Consider the following 17,855-nt stretch of genomic DNA (forward strand, 5'->3'; position numbering starts at 1 on the left):
CCCATCGCCGTATTGACCTTATATGCACCATCATGTATAGTTAAGCCATCCATTGGCTCTAAGGCTAAGGGTTTGACAATCTGAATATTAGGGGGAAGGTCCATGCACCACGGAATTGTGAAATGGTTCAATTCAGAAAAAGGCTATGGCTTTATCGAATGTGACAACGGTGATGATGTTTTTGTCCATTTTACCGGCATCCAAGGTGATGGTTTTCGCTCGCTGCAAGAAGGCGCAGCCGTTTCGTTCGATATCATCGACGGCAATCGCGGGCCGCAAGCAGCAAACGTCGTGCAGGACCAACCATAAAAATTGAAACAGCAAAAGACCCAGGAATTTTTCCTGGGTCTTCTTTTTTATTCAAGTAAATCTGTGCATACTGGATTGCTATGCTAATGAAAACACCCTGCAACTGCTCGAGGGTTTACTTACCGCCCGTGCCAATTTTATTTAATTCCTGCCCCAAAAACTGCAATTGGGTGCCGACTGTGCATTCGCTGATGCAAAAGCGGTGCGCCGCCGTTTTTCCTTCGTCCTTGCGGAGTTGGGCTTTGACAAAGCAGCCTTCACAATACGTATTGAGCATTTCATCGATTTCGTTGATGATGGATACTTTTTTCATTCGGGTCCCTCCGCAAAATGTCATTCTATTATTCTACTATGAATTTGTTTTTTTCTGCAACAATCGGTATACTGGCTTGGGACATTTTCGTCCTTAGCGGTTCGAAACTTCCCGCTCTACCAAAACTAAGGAGGAAGCAGTTTGTTTAATGAATTTTTAGGGCTAGGCTTCGCCCTGTTCAATTTTGTGTTATTGCTCATCATGTATAAAGTGTTCGGCAAGACCGGGCTGTTCGCCTGGGTCGCGTTCGCCACCATCCTGGCGAATATTCAAGTGACAAAGACGATTGAGATCATCGGTTTGACCGCAACGCTCGGCAATAGCTTGTACGCCTCGACTTTTCTCGCAACCGATATTCTCAATGAAAAATACGGCAGAAAAGAAGCGAAGAAAGCAGTATGGCTCGGCTTTTCCTCACTTTTGATCATGGTCGTGACGATGCAGTTCGGCCTTCAATTCATTCCGGCGGACAGTGATTTTGCGCACGAAGCACTCGAGACAGTCTTCGGATTGGTGCCGCAAATCGCCATTGCCAGCATGATCGCTTACTTGCTCGCGCAGCATATCGACGTCATCGTCTTTTCGGCTTTGCGAAAAATCTTTCCGAAAGACAGCCAGTTCTGGATTCGCAATAATGGCTCGACTTTGCTTAGTCAATTGATCGATACCTTGATCTTCACATCGATCGCTTTTTTCGGCGTCTTTCCGTTCGATGTCTGGATCCAGATCTTTATTTCAACGTATGTATTGAAATTCATCGTGTCGGTGCTGGATACGCCGTTCGGCTATATCGCGAAGAAAATTCGGCCGCTCGATGAACAGGAGGCTGTGCGATGATCGAATTGTTCGTGGACGCATCGACTGCTGGCGGTGTCAACGTCAGCGCAGTCGGCGTATTTTTAAGAGGCGAAGGGCATTCCATCAAATGGAGTGAATACGTCGGCGAAATGGATAATCACCAGGCCGAATTCACGGCGCTATTAAAAGGGCTGAAGCTCGCTCGTCCGCTCGCGACCGGCATGGTGTCCATCAAATCGGACTCAAAACTCGTCGTTGACGCCTTCGAAAAACGCTTTGTGAAAAATCCGGTCTACAAAAAATTGCTGGACGAGTCCTTGTCGATTGCGGACGAATTCGATTATTGCTTCATCAAATGGATCCCCGATTCCCAGAACAAGGCGGCTCACACACTTGCTAACGACAAACTAAAAGAGCATAAATAAAGAAAGCAGCCGTTCAACTGAGCGTCTGCTTTTTACTTTGGGATGCCAGAAATCGCACGATTCTGATATGATGGAGTCATACTGATTTACTGGAGGCTATTTATGAGATCGAAACTAGGCACCGCACTCGATATTTTCATCATCCTGATCGGCCCATTCATTATCTATGCACGCATCGTGGACATCATGCAAAACGGTGTATCACTCTATCCGTTATTGTCGGTAATCATTGTCGGGCTTGCACTCGCTTTCGCCGTCTTCAATTTGGTCCAGCTGTTGAAAGAAAGACAAAACAGCACACCGCGCAAAAAATAGCAGAAATGAGGATATCCCTTGAAAACGCTTTTATTGTATCTTGTTCCATTAATCGTTTATGCACTGATGAATAATCTGGTCAACGACAGCTTTACTTGGCCCCAATACTTGATTCTGTTGTTCGCTTTCCTGGCGTTCCAGCTCGGCCGGCTGCGCTATCCGAAAAACGAAGTGCCGCCTGCTGCAAAAGTAACACAGGCCGTCTTTTACGTTTTGACGGTCGCCATCATTTTCCGCGATAAGTATTTGGACGCTGGGCTGATCAATTTAATGATTGTCCTCGTAGCAGTGTTTGTCATCGTCGAATGGATTATCGCCAAACCACAGCAAAAAACGAATGCATAACTGCAAAAACGCAATAAACGCGAAGCCTAGACTACGGGCTTCGCGTTTATTTATGCAGTCCCTTTAAATTACATACCACAGGATGAACAGCACGACCGCGATACTGATCCATGTGATGATGCGGACCAAATTGCGTTTTTTACGCAGTTCTTCTTGTTCTTTCACGTCTTTTAGCAGTGGCATTTCTCGCCCTCCTTGCTGTATTTCATTTCCCAACGCTTCCTGCTTCGATTATGATGAATAAAAAGGAGGTTTTCAAGTTGAAAAAATGGCTTTTTCCCGGGGTTCTGGCAATAGCACTTGCCGGATGCAGCAATGGGCCGGCGAATCCCGATGAAGCGACCGCACCTGCAGATGCAATCGCGACAGACCTTGAAGCCCCTTGGTCAATCAACAAGCAAGGAGACGCTTTCTATATATCAGAACGTCCAGGCACAGTCGCTTACATTGATGCTGAAGGAAAGTTGGAACGCCAAGACGTCAATTTCTCTTCGCCCTTGTCCTCGGCTTCTGAAGCCGGATTTCTCGGATTTGTGCTGAAGCCTGATTTCGATGACTCACAGGAAGCTTACGGCTATTATGTCTATGAAGATAATGGAAATACTTATAATAAAATTGCGGAATTCCGGTTGGACGGCGGCAGCTGGTCGGAAACGGCCGTTCTCTTGTCAGGCATTCCAACAGGCAATGTCCATCACGGTGGCCGGTTAGAATTCAGTGAAGACGGCACGCTGTATGCGACCATCGGAGACGCATCCGAACCTGATCTTGCGCAGGATCCCGCTTCAGTCAACGGGAAGATTCTCCGCCTCAACGAATTCAATGAATTTGAAATCTATTCGCTCGGCCACCGCAATCCACAAGGCTTGGCGTGGGACGGGGAGACAATGTATGCAGCAGAACATGGCCAATCCGCAAACGATGAGATTAATATCATCGAACAGGACGCCAATTATGGCTGGCCCGATATCGAAGGAGAAGAAACAGCAGATGGCTTAGAAGCACCTCTAGCAACTAGCGGCGATGATGATACATGGGCGCCAAGCGGGATCGATTTCCACGACGGTGCGCTGTATATCGCAGCACTTCGCGGGACGGCGATCAAAGTGATGGATCCAGAATCGGCAGAAATCACCGATTCCATCGAAGGGTACGGCCGTATCCGCGATGTCCATTCTGACGGCGACGATTTGTATTTCATCACGAATAATACTGATGGCCGGGGAACCCCGACAGAAGGCGACGACAAACTGTATATTTTAAATGAACAATAAAAAAAGGCGGAGACCAGTGTCTCCGCTTTTTTCTATTTTTTCTTTTTTACAGCTTCAGCACCATCAACAACTCATCGATATAACGGCTGTCTGCCTTCTGGGCATTCGGCGTTGTGCCGATGCGCTGAAAGCCGGATCGTTCGTAAAAACGGATGGCGCGCGGGTTGGCAGAATTGACGGCGAGTTCAAGCTGTTCGAGCCCATCCCATTCCCTTGCAAATGCCAGCAACTGATCAAAAAGCGTGGACGCAACCCCTGTCCCTCTCGTTTCTTCCGTTGCATAGACGGCGAGTACTTCGGCTCTGTGGCTGGTCTTCTTCCCCGATAATCTGAGCAGTGTCATCATCGCGAGCAAACGGCCTTCGTCATAAGCCCCGAATGTCACAGCGGAAGGATTGGCAAGATTGTTGGCGGTCGCACTCAACGGACTTTGGTTTGCTTCATTGAAATCAGTCGAGAACGCATCGGCATCTGTCTGCAATGCGATCAAGCGGAGTTCACGGTACTGTTCAGCATCTTCTGGTGTTAACTGGCGATAATCCATGGCATTCATCCTTTCTTTAGCGGAATTCCTGGACGACACGTCCTTTTCCGTCGTCAACGTGGAAAATCGCGTGCGCCCCGTTGACCAAAATCACTTGCGGTGGCTGATGGCCAATATCGGCATCATAAACGATGGGAACTTTTAATTGCTCCGCCAGTTCCTGGTACACCATCTCCGCGGTATAGCCTTGCACGGCATCGTTCGCTTCGCTTCTGCCGAAGACGATTCCGGAACAATTATCGAACCAGCCTGCATATTTCATCTGCAGCAAACTGCGCTTCAAATCCGGTGTGTTCATTTCACAGTTTTCCAAAAACCAGACGACCGGCTCCCCTGAAATGAATTTCTTTCGGAAAGCATCCACGTCACCGTATGGCGTACCGATGAGGTGGCGAATCACGTCGATGCATCCGCCAAGGAGTCGGCCTTCCAGCCGCTCAGCTTGTCCCGATACGGTTTTCCAGTCGGTCGGCTCGGTCAAATTGAAAACGCCAGGAGCCGGCTTGTCATGGCTCCAATTTTTTTGGTGCCGCTCAGAAGAGACTTGTTTAATGACCGCGCCTTTCGTCGAAGACAGCACATCCACCCAACGCGCAGTAGTCGGATCGGTTTCACTGCCGCGCAAGTCGACGATATTGGTGCCATGTGCCGTCGCGATTCCGGTATTTAACGTAATTGCCAATGACAGCAAGCTGACGTCCGAATACCCAAGAAGCCATTTCGGCGTGAACTTCTGAAAATCCAGATGCTCCAATACTTCCAATAACAACTCCCCACCCCATGGCGGAATGATCGCGTCGACTTTGGAATCACGCCAAATGCTGAGCAGTTCTTTCGCGCGGATGGCTGCAGGCGATGACTTCGCTTCTTTTTGGGTCCAGGCATTCGCCGTAGTTTTGACAGCAAATCCTTGTTTCTCCAACTGGGCTGTAGCTCCTTCAAGCAAATGATGAAGTTCTTCAGACACCCCTGAAGAAGGTGCCGTGACGCCGATGGTTCTTAACGCTCGATCGGGATAGCGGATCATTGTCTCTCCTCCTTACCAATTGATATAATTGAACAACACATAAACGATGCCCAGCAGTAAAGCGGCTCCAAAACCGGTTAAGACGACGTGGACCAATCCGTCCACCAAAAGATTCGGCTGCTTGTCGAGACGTTTGCCTTTGAACTGTGAAAAATCCGGCGGCGTTTCTTTTAGATTGCGTTGCTGTATGGACAGGTCATTTTCCTCGAATTGTTTGCTCATATATAAACACCCCTATAATTTAACATTTTTAAATTATTTTTCTTTTTACAATTATACTAAAAGTTGCGCCAAGAAAACATGCTAGTTTTTTGCATCATATCCTATATTTTGGCTATAGTCCGATTTTTCGGGTATAGGGTGTAGGTAGCCAAATTTTAAGGAGGAAATTGAAATGAAGACACTCGTAATTGGAGCAAACGGCAAGATTGGACAGCATTTGGTGCGCCTGCTTGCGAAACATCCAGAGCACACAGTGAAAGCGATGATCCGCAAACCAGAGCAACGCCCGTTTTTTGAAGAGTTAAAAGCGGAAACTGTCGTGGCAAGCCTCGAAGGAAGCGTGGAAGAACTGCAAAAAGCGATGACTGACTGCGATGCAGTAGTCTTCACAGCTGGCAGCGGCGCTTCAACCGGTGCAGACAAAACGATGACTGTCGATTTGGACGGCGCGGCAAAAGCGGTAGAAGCGGCAGAACTAGCCGGCATCGATCGCTTCATCATGGTCAGCGCCATCCATGCCGATGACCGCTCCCATTGGACTAAGGAAATGACGCCGTACTATATCGCCAAACACCACGCTGATCGCATCTTGCAATCGAGCAGCTTGGCGTATACGATTGTCCGGCCCGGCTTATTGACAGACGATCCGGCAACAGGGCAAATTGCTGCAGCCGGGAAACTCGATCCCGGCAGCATTCCGAGAGAAGACGTCGCAGCTGTCATCGTCGCGTGCCTTGAATCCACAGATCTTACAGACAAAGTATTCGAGCTGACCGCAGGCGACAGCCAAATCGAAGACGCCTTAAAACAAATTTAATGAAACGAAAAAGAAGGTGAAGACTTTCTCTTCACCTTCTTTTTTTCATGCTTTTGTATACTCCTGGCCTTTCCAATTGCGGTAGCCGATCACCACTTGGAAAACGAATGCGATCGAACAGACCACAATGGCGATATAGCCAAGTATCGTAATCGGCTGCATCAAAATCGACTGAACGACAAGCAATAGCATCAAAGCCGCGATTCCGAAATTGACGATATAGGGTTTATCGTAGTATTTCTTTGACGCGATCCCGACAAAAACCGCCACCCCAATTATTGCGATAAATAACAACGTGTCCATTGAATTCCATCCTTTTGTTGAAAGATTAAGTCATTTTTTAACATCAACTACAGCTACTATAGCATAATTCACATCCAGAAAGCGGCTTGATTTCGGCTAAAACAACAGCCAAAAATCCCCAATCCACAAATACTGGATTGGGGTTTTTTAGCTTAATGCGCTTTTAATTCCGCTACAAGCTTCCGATAGTAGTCAAAATCGAATTCTACGCTTCCTTTTTTATAAAACCATAGCACGGCATCTTTATCCCCACGTTCGAGCATATGTGTGACAAGGGCTTTTGGGCTCGACACATCGACGCCTGCTTGGTCCGCTTCACGCAATTTCGTTAGCATTTGCTGTTTCGTAGCCAATTGGGCTTCCCCCTTTTTCATTTCGGCAGCTCCCTCAAATCAAGCAATACCGGCAGTTCATTGAAATCAGGGCGTTGCATCAACTGGATCAAGCCTGATGCTGTGTCTTCCGGGGTGCTCAGTTTGCCGCTGCGCTTATAATCACGGAAATGCTCGATCTGCGGGAAATCCTCTTCCCCGCTTTCCCGTATTTTTTCTTGCATGCCGGTATCGATAATGCCCGGTGCCACCGAAACCGCTTTAAGGTTTTCATATTCAGCATCGAGGCATGTCGTGTAATGGTCGAGACCCGCCTTGCCGGCGCAATAGGCGCTCCAGCCTTTGACCTGTTTTCTGCCGGCACCTGATGAGATATTGACGATGCGGCGCGTCTTTATGGACTCTGTCCCGCCCAAGAAAGCGGAAGACAAAGCCATTGGCGCCGTCAAGTTCAAAGTGATGCTCTTCTCGATGTCCTGTCCGTCGTTCGCGGCGGCAAAGCCGATTGGTTCGACCGTCCCGGCATTATTGACCAAAGTAACCGCTTCGGCTTCAGCTGAAATTTCTGTTGCCGCTCGTGACATGACTTTGGAAATCCCAGCGATATCGGTCAAATCATGGCTGATGAACAGTGCACCTGTCCAGTCTTCAGGCTGCGTGCGGGCAATGCCGATTACTTGATGACCGGACTCTGCCAATTGCTTGCTGAGTGCAAGGCCGATGCCTTTTGAAGCACCGGTGATGATAAACGTTTCCATCTTCACACCTCCACGCCATTTTTCTCGTACATGACTTCGCCTGCGACGACTGTCATTTCCACTTCAGCGTCTAGCAATTGCTCCTCAGGCCCTTCGAACAAATCACGGTCAAACACGGTGAAATCCGCATCGAAGCCTTCTTTGATCAAGCCGCGGCGGTGCTCCATAGAAATCGCTTGTGCACTGCCGTACGTATACAAGCGGATCGCTTCGAAGCGGCTGAGTTTTTGTTCCGGCAAATATCCTTCATGCGTCTCTTCAGGCTTTCTGCGTGCAACAGCCGCAAATAAACCTTGGCGCGGGTCGACTTCTTCAATCGGCGCATCGGATCCGCCTGCGCAGATGATGCCCTCATCCAATAGCGTCTTCCAAGCATATGATAACGCGAGGCGGTCTTCGCCGAGACGCTCCACTACCCACGGGAAATCTGAAGGCACAAAACTTGGCTGTAGATCAAGCGCCACATCAAGGCGCTTCAAGCGTTCAAGCAAGTCTTCTCTCAGTACCATCGCGTGGATGAGGCGGTCCCTCTTGCCTTCAGGCGTTGGGTGGGCTTCGATCGCATCGAGCGCTTTTTCCATAGCGAAATCCCCGATGACGTGGATAGCGACCGCTTCCCCGTGTTTTCTCGCGACCGACACCAGGCGTTTCAGTTCTTCATCGGAATGAATCGCCACGCCGCTAGTCGATGGGTCGTCTGTATAAGGGCGGCTAAGCAGTGCCGTTCTGCCTCCGATCGAACCGTCAGCGAATAATTTCATCGGGCCTGGATCGATAAACGGTTCTAAGTAGTCGGCGTTCTCCATCATCTCCTCAAAAGCGATATGGGCGCGCAGCAAATGGGCGCGGAATTTCGTTTCCTTGCCGATTACGTTTCGGAAAGCTTGCAGCGGCCGTGAGTAATGGCCGTAATACCCCATATCTTCTGTATGGCCTCCCGTTAGCCCGAGCTTGAGCAAATCGTCGACCGAGGTTTTCAGCGCTTTCGTCAAATAGTCGACGCTCACTTCCGGCACGACTCCTGCGACGAGATCCTGGGCTGCATCGAGCAAATACCCTGTCGGTTCACCGTTTGTATCACGCACGATGACGCCGCCTTCTGGATCTTCAGTTTCTTTTGTGATCCCTGCCAGTTCAAGCGCGCGCGAATTGGCGAGCACCGCATGGCGGCACACGCGTTTTAACATCATCGGCGATTCGCAGATGGCATCGAGTTCGCTGCGATGGAAAATTTTCCGGTCCGGGAAATTATTTTCATTCCAACCTTCTCCGATAAACCATTCATCTCCAGAATGGCCTTCCGTCGAGCGGATCAATTGCTGTTTCATCTCATCTGAACTGTCGATCTTCGATAAATCGACACGCATCAACTTTTCTCCGTGCTGGATCAGGTGCAGGTGGCTGTCAACAAGCCCCGGATACATCGTACGGCCGGCTAAATCGATTTCCTTATCGGCTAGTTGACGCAATTCTTCGTAAGACCCTGTTTTTTCTATGTGGTCGTCAGAGACCAGCACCGCTTCTACGGTCTCGCCTTCTGTTGCCATTGTATAAATCTGTCCCCCGTAAATAAGCACCTTCATCTAAAACCACTCCTTTTCTCTTTGTTCATCATAAATATATTTTTCAGTGCATTCAATAAGTTTGGCTGGAAACGGCTAAATTTTTCTGCGCCCGCCCGCAGATACAAGCTTCCCCATTTATGATATACTATGCACAACTTTAGAAAGCTGAGGTGAGCTCCCGGACATGGGGGACGAATTGGACAGTATATTTTATCTTTATATCGCAACCGCAAGTATTCTTTTATTTTTTACCGCTTTTTTTGTTGGAGCGGAATTCTCCATCATCCGGGTGCGCTTATCGCGCATCGAACAAGCCTTATCGGAAGGGCGTAAAAATGCCAATTGGCTGGAAAAAATCAGCAATAATTTGGATTATTATCTATCCGTTTCGCGCTTTGGCATCGCAGTGACAGCAATTGGTCTTGGCTGGTTGTCAAAAAACATTGCCGAATTGCCTTCTGTACAGGCAGTGGCAGACAACGCCGGACCAAATGCGGCAGGACCAATCGCTTATATCACTGTGCTCGTCCTGGTCTTTTTCATTCGGGCGATCATTGGGGAACTGGCGCCGAAAGCATTGGCGGCCCAGTACGCAGAACGCGCGGCCTTTCGCCTCGCCCCTGCACTGAGTCTTGCCGGCAGTGTATTTGCACCCGTACTATGGCTGCTTAACGCAGCGGCACGGCTTCTGTTGCGCCCGCTCGGCATTCGAACTTTGCAGCCGGAATATGGCCACTCCGAAGAAGACTTGAAGCATCTGATGCATGAAAGTTACCAAAGCGGCGAAATCAACCAGAATGAATTGGCGTATATGCAAAACATCTTTTCATTTGATGAACGGCTTGCGAAAGACATCATGCTGCCGAGAACGCAAATGATTACCATTTCATTGGAAATGGATCACGCTGAATTAATGGAGATTATCGAAGAACATCAATATACTCGCTACCCGGTAACCGAAGACGGCGATAAAGACGCCATCATTGGCTTTGTCAATATTAAGGAATTGCTGACGAGCTATACGACGGCCGGGGATCTCTCGAAAAGCTTGACAATTCACGATTTGCCGTTCGTCCATGACCAGGCGCCGATCCAAGATGTGCTGCTGCGCATGCAAAGCCAGCATGTCCATATGGCAATTGTCGTCGACGAATACGGCGGGACAGCCGGTGTCATCACCATGGAAGACATCCTGGAAGAAATTGTCGGTGAAATCCGCGATGAATTCGATCACGATGAAACCGATGACATCAAACGGATAGATCATCATAATTTCCTCGTCAACGCCCGTGTGCTGCTGTCAGAACTCGAAGCCCGCTTCCCGATCGAATTCGAAGAAAGTGAAGACATCGACACTATCGGAGGCTGGGTCCAGATGATGGACACAGATATCGAAGAGGGTGGCGTCATCGATTTGACCGACTTCCGCTTTATCGTACGCGAGATGGAGAACCACCAAATCATCACTGTCCAATTAAACAAGAAAAATAAATCATAAAAAAACGGCATTGCTTGTCATTAGCAATGCCGTTTTTTATTTACTTTTTATCTTCCAAGAGCGATTTTTCGTATTCAAATTTCTTCATCAGCATCTCACCGGTGTAGCCTTCTTCGATCAACTTCGCCAGTACCGCTCTCGTCTGGTCATCAGCTGCTTCTGGATGCTCATCGCGGTCGATTTCCACGACACTATCCTCATCGGAGATCCAGTCGGAATAGCTGCCGACATACAATTTCAAGCCTTCGTATTGTTTTTCGGCAAGCATGGCATACAGCGCAGCCGCCGTTACGCCGCTGCCGCAATATACGACAGCTGGTTCTTTTGGCTGCAGCAATCCGCCGAACTCTTCATCGGTGCGGAATGCGCCATTCGACACCAATTGCGACCAATCGTAATTGCGTGCACCCGGGATGCGCCCGGCGACGGCGTCGATCGGTTCGTTGATGCCGGCATAGCGTTCCGCAGAACGGGCATCGATCAAGACGCCCAATTCTTTGCCGTCGACGATTTGCTGGACGTCTTTACGCGTCGCAAGCAATCCATCGTTAAACTCCGGCGTAATGGATGAAGCTGAATAGGATGTTGATTCTGTCGAAGTGGCAATGCCTTGCTGCTTCAGTTCGTCAAAACCGACACGGCTGATAAAAGCGTGTTCGAATCCGGCATAAGAAAGCAACCACCATGCTCGTGCGGCATAAGGAGAACCGCCCTGGTCATAGACGACGATCGAATCCGTCAATTCCAAACCAGCTGCTTGGAACAATTGCGTCAGCTGTTCTTTGCTCGGCATCGGGTGGCGGCCGTTTTCAGACGCCATATCGGATAAATCGTTCTCCAAGTCCCAATGGATCGCCCCTGCCACATGTTCCGCCGCAAAGCGTTCGCTTCCCCATGCGGAATCCTTTAAGTCAAAGCGTGCATCGATCCAACGGTAATTCTCTGTATCTGTCGTTTCAATAAAAACAGTCATGTTATCCCCTGCCTTCCATCAATTTTTCGTGCAATTTCTTCCATTGCGCCAAAATTTCGCTTTGCTGCAACAAGCTGCGCTCGGATTCGATCTGTTCAATCGCCTGGCGCAACAGATGCTGACGGAGCCCTTCCGCTTCCTGTTCGATCCAGAATTCCGCCCATTCGGTCAACGCAGCTTTTTCCTGTTCCAAGTAACGGCTTGCATCCGGTTCCATCATTCCCTGCAGTGCATCGCGCATCGCTTCTTTTTCGTTTTTCTCAAAAAAGCTCTTGTTGTTTTTATAATACGATTTAGCTGGGGAATAATCAGCATCCCCAAACGGCTGGCCTGCTTCGATCAACTGGGCTTCTTTCACTTCATATGGAAGGAACGAAAACTCCGAATTCCAGTCCTTCAGTTTAACGGCATCGTCTTTAAAGCGTTCCGTCAATTTCTTTTCGACAAATCGTGCAAGCCTCAGATTAGTCACTCTCATCTCCTGCTGGAAATCAAAAGCCGTCATTTCCTGCAAATCGCGCATTGCCGTATCAAGCGCTTGCTTCGAGGATTCCCTTGCGAATAGCGAAGGATTGAATGCTTCCTTGAAGAAATCGTTGAAGCGGTAAAATACGCGCTGTTTCACATAATACAGCAATTCACCGAGTTCTTGGTTCGCTTCTTGCTCCAATACCGGTGCCATTGTTTCGCTATAGCGTTTACGTACTTTCTGTTCCAATTGCTTTAATTCTTCCAAGCGCTCGTCTTTGCGTTCCAGGTTCTTTTCGGTCGACTGAATCAAATTGCGGAAACGGTCCACTGTCTTCTGTTCTTCTTCCGACAATGACTGGACCGCCATCCCTTTCAGCTCTTCTTTCAGGAAATGCTGGAAGTTTTCTTCGAACTCCGGCATGCCGGAAATGTCGCGGTCTTTTAAGGCTTGCAGGCTTGAAACGCCGAACAGGCGCGGGAAGCGGATGCCGAAGCGCTGCAATTCGTTGCCGACATAGTCGATGACTGCCTGTTTTTCCTCTTCGTTATTCGCCAAATCGATGGCATTGACGACAAAGAACATTTTGTCCATTTCGAAAGCGTCTTTCACGCGGCCAAGCTGAATCAAAAATTCGCGGTCCGCGCGGGCAAAGGCGTGGTTGTAATATGTGATGAACAACACAGCATCAGCATTACGGATATATTCGAATGCGACATTCGTATGACGCGCATTGATCGAATCCGCACCTGGCGTGTCCACCAAGGTAACACCGTTTCTTGTCAGCTCGCAATCGAAATAAAAGTCGATTTCCTCGACAAAACAACTGCGTTCTTCTTTAGCAACATACAAGCTGAATTCTTCGCGGTTTACGCGCAAGGTTTCGCCAAGATGTCCGGAAAAGGCTTCATAGCCGCCTTTAAAGGCCAGCAGGAACGATTTGTGGATTTGCTGCTCGGTTGTTGCATCGTCCGGCAGCGCATCGGTTTTCGCATAGGCTTGTTCCAATGTCTCCACTTTCACGCCGAACACGGCAAATGAGTTTTTAACATCTTCGGTCATCGCCGAAACGGTTTTCAAGCGCACATCAGCGGTTTCATGCGGATGTGCGTCGGTCACCGGGCGGATGCGGTTGATGGTCGCAGTCGTCGGGTTCGGGGAGACTGGCAGAACCGTCTCGCCCATCAATGCATTCGAGAACGATGATTTCCCGGCACTGAATGCGCCGAACAAAGCAATGGTAAATTCCTGGCCTTCCAAACGCTTCGCTTTGCGTTTTAAATAAGCTACCGTTTCCGAGAATCCTCGCACCGGCTCCAAAATATCGGCAGTTGTCTTCACGCGCGACAGTACTTGCTGTTCATCAAAAGATGCCAGTTCGTGTGTCGGGGCACTTTCGCCATCGTCCCATTGCTGCTGTTCTTCCTCTTCGAGCATCGATGGCGTGAATTCTACCATGTCTTCAGCTGACAAATGAAACGCATCTTGCCATCCGGCCACTTGTTTTTCTGCCGCATCCATCTGTTTTGGCAAAATGGCTGTGAAGGATTTTTTCACTTTATCGATCGCTTCGTCCATTTCCTCGAGCGTGCGGATCGCAAGCACCTTTTGTTCAAGCGACTCGGATTTCATGTCGATCTCTGTTCCCGCATCGTCTGGAAGCCCTTCGAAGCCTTCTTGCTGGCGGGCTTTCCATGGATCGGTTTCCTGTATGAGCCAGCGCTGCACTTGAGCGGTCAGGCTCTTGCTGACATTGAGCACTGTATCCGCAGTCATCGTAGACGTTTCTGGAACATTCTCCTCGACAACTTCAAACGGCAAGTCAAATTTTATTTTGTCGATTTCAAGCGACTCGGTATCTGTCAATAAGCCCGCTTCTCGCAGCGATGTTTTCATCAACTTTTTCAAATGGCCGGACATTTGTGAGTCGATCGTTTTCGACAACTTGTCATGAAGGTCTTTTTTGCGGTTTTCTCGCTCTTCTTCGGTTTTCTTGCCGCTGAACAACAAACCCACTTTGAATCCTGGTTGACGCGCTTCTATATAAGCACTGAGCGCATCCCTCACTTCATACGGCATGATATTGGCGTTTTCAAGCAGCTCTTTGCGCTTTTTCTCGAAATTCGATCGCCAATTGTCGTAATCCTGGACAGAACTGCGGCGCTTGATCAGTTCGTGTTCTTTTTTCAGGTCTTCGCGTGCAGCCCATTCTTCCTCTGACAACACATTTGCGAAGGCTTCGAGCCGCTCCGCTTTTTCATCTTCCAAAAAGCCGATGTGCTCATCTTTTAATTGACGAAGTGCAGACGCCGATGCTTCGCCGAGATGCCCTTGCCAATTGTCCATAACTGAGGAAACGAGCTGTTTCACTTCTGGAAATTCATTGCCCGGGAAGTCATGGACTTTCAATGAAGTGAAAAAGATGCCTTTCGGTTCGACGCCCCAAGCGGCAAAACTATCCGCAACCGATTGCTGGAATTCCGCGAACGACATCTCGCTTTCCTGATGCTTATCGATCTGGTTGACGATCAAATAAAGTTCCGTGTATTTCTGCAATTCCTTTGTGAAATTGAAATTGAGTTCGGATTGCACATGGTTGTAATCCATCACATAAAACACCATGTCTGCCACGTGCAAAGCCGATTCAGTCGACATCCGGTGGGCATCATCCGTTGAGTCGACGCCTGGCGTGTCCATGACGGTGATCCCTTCAGGCAACACAGAAGTCGAATGCCCGATGTCGATTTGCGTGACGTCCCCGCTCTTACAGAAATCCTTCACTGCCTGGAAATCATAGTTTTCAGGGAAATACACGGGACGGTCTCCCCTGCGGTTGACGATGGCATAGTCTTTTTCTGCCTTATGGACATTGACGATGTTCGCGCTTGTCGGGATCGGGCTCGATGGCAATAATGTCTCGCCCGTCAAAGCGTTGATCATGGACGATTTTCCGGAGGAGAAATGGCCGGCAAACCCGATGATGAATTGGTCTTTTAAGATTTTGCGCGCAAATAATTCCGCTTTTTCTTCACGTTCCGTATCTTCATTGTCTTTGAAAATCCGGTAAAGATGCGCTGTTTCGATTAATTCCTGTTTATGGTCTGTCGCTGTCATATGTATATCTCCTTCACCGTTACTTCTATTCATCATATCATTTTTTCCAGCAGAACGAAAAACATCCTTCCATTACTGGAAGGATGTTTCTTCATGAAAATCCGTGGATCGACATGCCGCCGTCGATGAACAAAGTCTGCCCGGTGATATAGCCCGCTGCATCCGATGCAAGGAACACAACAGGAGAAGCTACTTCCGGCAATTCGCCGACGCGTTTCAGCGGTGTCACTGCAAGGATCGAATCCAGATATTCCTGATCCGACAGCAAATTCTCCGTAAGCGGCGTACGGAAATACCAAGGGCCGATTGCATTGACGCGGATGCCCCGCTCGCCCCATTCCATCGCCATCACTTTCGTCATTTGAATAATTGCTGCTTTAGAAGCCGCATAGACGACGCCTGTTTTCAGGGCACGGTCTCCGCCGACAGAACTGACGTTGATGATCGAAGCTCCTTTAGTCATGTGTTTCGCCGCTTCCTGTGAAAACATGAATACACTCTGCGCATTGGTATCCATGATTCTATGCCACTCACTATCGGTCGCATCGTCCAGTTTGGAACGAATATTCATCCCTGCATTATTGACCAGGATATCGACGCCCCCGAACCGCTCAACCGCCTTTTCGACTGCCAATTGAATATCGTTTCGGTCAGTCACATCCGCAACTGCATAAGCTGTGCGATCGCCAGCCATTTCCTCCATCACTTGCTCGAGGTCACTTTCGGTCCGTGCGACAAGCAGGACATTCGCTCCTGCTTCACCAAGCGCCAATGCAATCGCACGCCCGATGCCTTTTCCGGCTCCGGTAACGATTGCGGTCTTGCCTTCTAAACGAAAAGATGCCAACACAAAAAATCCCCCTTTAGTCATTTCTATTCATTTCATTACTTTAATCCAATTGATAGATTTTTGCATATTTCGTTTCCAAGTATTCGGCCAGATAATTTCCATTCAAGCCTTCGCCAGTCGCTTCTTCCAAAAGCTCAAGCGGCTTCTTGACAGCTCCGTGTTGGTGGACTTTTTCAGTCAGCCATTCGGTCACTGGGCCGATTTCTCCTTTTGACAGCAATTCATCGAAATTCGGGATGTCTTTTTGCATGGCATTCTTGAACTGCGCTGCATATAGAAGCCCCAATGCATAGGAAGGGAAATAGCCAAAACTGCCGCCTGCCCAATGGACATCCTGAAGTACGCCTTCCCCGTCATGTTCCGGACGGATGCCTAAATATTCCTCGTATTTATCGTTCCACAAAGCCGGGAGATCTTTCACTTCATAGTCGCCATCGAACAAGCCTTTTTCCAATTCATAACGAATCATGATATGGAGTGCATAAGTCAATTCATCGGCTTCGATGCGGATCAATGAAGGCTTTGATTCATTGATGGCTTCAAGAAATTCATTGAGCGCCACTTCCTTGAATGAATCGGGTGCGTAAGACAGGAATTTTTCATAGTTATGGCGCCAAAATGACTCATTGCGCCCGACAAAGTTTTCAAAGAATAATGACTGCGATTCATGGATGCCCATCGATGAGCCGCCGTCGACCGGCAAGCCGCTTAAATCACTGCTAATGTTCTGTTCGTACAAAGCATGGCCTGCCTCATGAATCGTGCCAAAGACAGCCGTACGGAAATCCTGTTCATCGTATTTTGTCGTTACCCGGACATCTCCGCGGTTCACCGCAATCATGAATGGATGGACTGTTTCGTCCAGTCGGCCCGCTTCGAAGTCATAGCCCAATTGGTTCAGCACTTCCAAGCTGAAATCCTGCTGGGCTTGTTTTGGGAAATGCCCATATAAGAATTCGGTGTTTGGCTGATTTTCAGACGCCTGGATTTGTTTGACGAGCGGCACGATGCGCTCTCTCAATTGCCCGAATACCTCATCCAGTTGTTCGGTTGTGACGCCCGGCTCATACTGGTCGAGCAAAGTATTATAGACACTGCCGTTTTTCATTCCCCAATAGCCGACAAAGCGGCGCGTCGTTTCCACGAGCTGCTCAAGGTAAGGTTGGAACATGGCGAAATCTTCCTGCTCTTTCGCCTCTTCCCATACGGATTCCGCTTTGCTCGTCAAGACGACAAATTCGCGGTATTCTTCTGGCGGAATTTTGGCGTTTAATTGGTATTCACGGTCCGCTTCTTCCACAGAGCGCTGCATTGCAATTGATAAACCGTCCTGTTTTTTCAGCTCAGCGATTAGCTTGCCGTATTCCTCGGATGTCGACATCGCGAACAGTTCTGAAGACAAGGTCCCGATCGTCTCTGAACGCAGGTCTTGGCCTTTTTTCGGTGCACCTGTCCGCATATCCCAATACAGCAAGGAGATGGCTTCGTTATAACTTGTCATTTTCTGGTGTAGTTCCCTGAATTGTTGTTCCATTGACACAATATTCCTCCTTCTTTTCCGGTCTATTGTATCATAAGCAGTCATTTCCACGCCGCATCAGCTT

At 48.8% G+C, this 17,855-nt stretch carries 20 protein-coding genes; 8 read left to right on the forward strand and 12 right to left on the reverse strand.

The features are described from left to right. Positions 1–102: 102 nt before the first annotated feature. Positions 103–309, forward strand: a complete 207-nt coding sequence (locus AUC31_RS07640; RefSeq protein ID WP_058380613.1) for a cold-shock protein — start codon at positions 103–105, stop codon at positions 307–309. A gap of 115 nt (positions 310–424) precedes the next feature. Here the strand turns inward: AUC31_RS07640 and AUC31_RS07645 are convergent, their stop codons facing one another. After that, positions 425–622 carry a zinc-finger domain-containing protein gene (locus AUC31_RS07645; RefSeq protein ID WP_058380612.1) on the reverse strand — a complete coding sequence of 66 codons (198 nt, stop codon included), beginning with the start codon at positions 620–622 and terminating at the stop codon, positions 425–427. A 141-nt stretch (positions 623–763) separates the two neighbouring features. On the opposite strand from AUC31_RS07645, the gene AUC31_RS07650 reads away from it, so the two are divergent. The 5 genes from AUC31_RS07650 to AUC31_RS07670 all read left to right on the forward strand — a co-directional run bounded on the left by AUC31_RS07650 (position 764) and on the right by AUC31_RS07670 (position 3,779). Beyond that, positions 764–1,459 carry a queuosine precursor transporter gene (locus tag AUC31_RS07650; protein WP_058380611.1) on the forward strand — a complete coding sequence of 232 codons (696 nt, stop codon included), beginning with the start codon at positions 764–766 and terminating at the stop codon, positions 1,457–1,459. Next, entirely contained in the window at positions 1,456–1,845 is a 390-nt protein-coding gene (locus AUC31_RS07655; protein ID WP_058380610.1) for a ribonuclease HI family protein, read from the forward strand. The genes AUC31_RS07650 and AUC31_RS07655 overlap by 4 nt, the downstream gene beginning before the upstream one ends. 102 nt (positions 1,846–1,947) lie before the next feature. Beyond that, positions 1,948–2,160, forward strand: coding sequence for a hypothetical protein (locus tag AUC31_RS07660; protein WP_058380609.1), 213 nt, complete (start codon positions 1,948–1,950; stop codon positions 2,158–2,160). Between the two features lie 18 nt (positions 2,161–2,178). After that, positions 2,179–2,505: a hypothetical protein gene (locus AUC31_RS07665; protein WP_058380608.1), complete on the forward strand. Its 327-nt coding sequence runs from the start codon at positions 2,179–2,181 to the stop codon at positions 2,503–2,505. 260 nt (positions 2,506–2,765) lie between these two features. Beyond that, the gene (locus AUC31_RS07670; protein WP_058380607.1) at positions 2,766–3,779 is read left to right on the forward strand and encodes a PQQ-dependent sugar dehydrogenase; all 1,014 of its coding nucleotides are present in this window, start codon (positions 2,766–2,768) and stop codon (positions 3,777–3,779) included. A 46-nt stretch (positions 3,780–3,825) separates the two neighbouring features. Here the strand turns inward: AUC31_RS07670 and AUC31_RS07675 are convergent, their stop codons facing one another. The 3 genes from AUC31_RS07675 to AUC31_RS07685 are packed head-to-tail and all read right to left on the reverse strand — an operon-like array spanning position 3,826 to position 5,572. Next, a complete protein-coding gene (locus AUC31_RS07675; RefSeq protein ID WP_058380606.1) occupies positions 3,826–4,323 on the reverse strand; it encodes a GNAT family N-acetyltransferase in 498 nt (165 codons plus the stop codon). Between the two features lie 16 nt (positions 4,324–4,339). Further along, entirely contained in the window at positions 4,340–5,350 is a 1,011-nt protein-coding gene (locus AUC31_RS07680) for a S66 family peptidase (RefSeq protein WP_058380605.1), read from the reverse strand. 12 nt (positions 5,351–5,362) lie between these two features. Then, positions 5,363–5,572 carry a hypothetical protein gene (locus AUC31_RS07685; protein ID WP_058380604.1) on the reverse strand — a complete coding sequence of 70 codons (210 nt, stop codon included), beginning with the start codon at positions 5,570–5,572 and terminating at the stop codon, positions 5,363–5,365. A gap of 172 nt (positions 5,573–5,744) precedes the next feature. Here AUC31_RS07685 and AUC31_RS07690 point away from each other — a divergent pair, with 172 nt between their 5' ends. Further along, complete coding sequence (locus AUC31_RS07690; RefSeq protein WP_058380603.1) at positions 5,745–6,389, forward strand: SDR family oxidoreductase; 645 nt, start codon at positions 5,745–5,747, stop codon at positions 6,387–6,389. Between the two features lie 45 nt (positions 6,390–6,434). Here AUC31_RS07690 and AUC31_RS07695 read toward each other — a convergent pair whose 3' ends face one another. From AUC31_RS07695 to AUC31_RS07710, 4 genes are all read right to left on the reverse strand, one after another. Beyond that, positions 6,435–6,692: a hypothetical protein gene (locus AUC31_RS07695; RefSeq protein WP_058380602.1), complete on the reverse strand. Its 258-nt coding sequence runs from the start codon at positions 6,690–6,692 to the stop codon at positions 6,435–6,437. 152 nt (positions 6,693–6,844) lie between these two features. Next, the gene (locus AUC31_RS07700) at positions 6,845–7,045 is read right to left on the reverse strand and encodes a hypothetical protein (RefSeq protein ID WP_237150728.1); all 201 of its coding nucleotides are present in this window, start codon (positions 7,043–7,045) and stop codon (positions 6,845–6,847) included. A 17-nt stretch (positions 7,046–7,062) separates the two neighbouring features. Continuing rightward, positions 7,063–7,782, reverse strand: a complete 720-nt coding sequence (locus AUC31_RS07705) for an SDR family NAD(P)-dependent oxidoreductase (RefSeq protein WP_058380600.1) — start codon at positions 7,780–7,782, stop codon at positions 7,063–7,065. 2 nt (positions 7,783–7,784) lie between these two features. Continuing rightward, positions 7,785–9,365: an amidohydrolase gene (locus AUC31_RS07710; RefSeq protein ID WP_058380599.1), complete on the reverse strand. Its 1,581-nt coding sequence runs from the start codon at positions 9,363–9,365 to the stop codon at positions 7,785–7,787. 166 nt (positions 9,366–9,531) lie between these two features. Between AUC31_RS07710 and AUC31_RS07715 the strand changes: the two genes are divergently transcribed. Beyond that, positions 9,532–10,845 carry a hemolysin family protein gene (locus AUC31_RS07715; RefSeq protein ID WP_167549934.1) on the forward strand — a complete coding sequence of 438 codons (1,314 nt, stop codon included), beginning with the start codon at positions 9,532–9,534 and terminating at the stop codon, positions 10,843–10,845. A gap of 40 nt (positions 10,846–10,885) precedes the next feature. On the opposite strand, the gene AUC31_RS07720 is transcribed toward AUC31_RS07715, so the two are convergent. From AUC31_RS07720 to AUC31_RS07735, 4 genes are all read right to left on the reverse strand, one after another. Further along, positions 10,886–11,818 (reverse strand): sulfurtransferase, encoded by a 933-nt coding sequence (locus AUC31_RS07720; RefSeq protein ID WP_058380598.1) that lies wholly within the window; start codon positions 11,816–11,818, stop codon positions 10,886–10,888. Position 11,819: 1 nt separating this feature from the next. Then, complete coding sequence (locus tag AUC31_RS07725) at positions 11,820–15,401, reverse strand: dynamin family protein (RefSeq protein ID WP_058380597.1); 3,582 nt, start codon at positions 15,399–15,401, stop codon at positions 11,820–11,822. Positions 15,402–15,492: 91 nt separating this feature from the next. After that, positions 15,493–16,251, reverse strand: coding sequence for an SDR family NAD(P)-dependent oxidoreductase (locus tag AUC31_RS07730; RefSeq protein ID WP_083509142.1), 759 nt, complete (start codon positions 16,249–16,251; stop codon positions 15,493–15,495). 40 nt (positions 16,252–16,291) lie between these two features. Further along, a complete protein-coding gene (locus AUC31_RS07735; RefSeq protein WP_157073531.1) occupies positions 16,292–17,785 on the reverse strand; it encodes a carboxypeptidase M32 in 1,494 nt (497 codons plus the stop codon). Between the last annotated feature and the right edge of the window lie 70 nt (positions 17,786–17,855).

This window comes from Planococcus rifietoensis (assembly GCF_001465795.2).
Classification (GTDB): domain Bacteria; phylum Bacillota; class Bacilli; order Bacillales_A; family Planococcaceae; genus Planococcus; species Planococcus rifietoensis.

Bases quoted from the DNA above. Each gene is read 5' to 3' on its own strand.
- AUC31_RS07640 (WP_058380613.1), top strand. From the start codon at position 103: ATGCACCACGGAATTGTGAAATGGTTCAATTCAGAAAAAGGCTATGGC.
- AUC31_RS07645 (WP_058380612.1), bottom strand. From the start codon at position 622: ATGAAAAAAGTATCCATCATCAACGAAATCGATGAAATGCTCAATACG.
- AUC31_RS07655 (WP_058380610.1), top strand. From the start codon at position 1,456: ATGATCGAATTGTTCGTGGACGCATCGACTGCTGGCGGTGTCAACGTC.
- AUC31_RS07660 (WP_058380609.1), top strand. From the start codon at position 1,948: ATGAGATCGAAACTAGGCACCGCACTCGATATTTTCATCATCCTGATC.
- AUC31_RS07675 (WP_058380606.1), bottom strand. From the start codon at position 4,323: ATGGATTATCGCCAGTTAACACCAGAAGATGCTGAACAGTACCGTGAA.
- AUC31_RS07680 (WP_058380605.1), bottom strand. From the start codon at position 5,350: ATGATCCGCTATCCCGATCGAGCGTTAAGAACCATCGGCGTCACGGCA.
- AUC31_RS07685 (WP_058380604.1), bottom strand. From the start codon at position 5,572: ATGAGCAAACAATTCGAGGAAAATGACCTGTCCATACAGCAACGCAAT.
- AUC31_RS07690 (WP_058380603.1), top strand. From the start codon at position 5,745: ATGAAGACACTCGTAATTGGAGCAAACGGCAAGATTGGACAGCATTTG.
- AUC31_RS07695 (WP_058380602.1), bottom strand. From the start codon at position 6,692: ATGGACACGTTGTTATTTATCGCAATAATTGGGGTGGCGGTTTTTGTC.
- AUC31_RS07705 (WP_058380600.1), bottom strand. From the start codon at position 7,782: ATGGAAACGTTTATCATCACCGGTGCTTCAAAAGGCATCGGCCTTGCA.
- AUC31_RS07710 (WP_058380599.1), bottom strand. From the start codon at position 9,365: ATGAAGGTGCTTATTTACGGGGGACAGATTTATACAATGGCAACAGAA.
- AUC31_RS07715 (WP_167549934.1), top strand. From the start codon at position 9,532: ATGGGGGACGAATTGGACAGTATATTTTATCTTTATATCGCAACCGCA.
- AUC31_RS07720 (WP_058380598.1), bottom strand. From the start codon at position 11,818: ATGACTGTTTTTATTGAAACGACAGATACAGAGAATTACCGTTGGATC.
- AUC31_RS07725 (WP_058380597.1), bottom strand. From the start codon at position 15,401: ATGACAGCGACAGACCATAAACAGGAATTAATCGAAACAGCGCATCTT.
- AUC31_RS07735 (WP_157073531.1), bottom strand. From the start codon at position 17,785: ATGGAACAACAATTCAGGGAACTACACCAGAAAATGACAAGTTATAAC.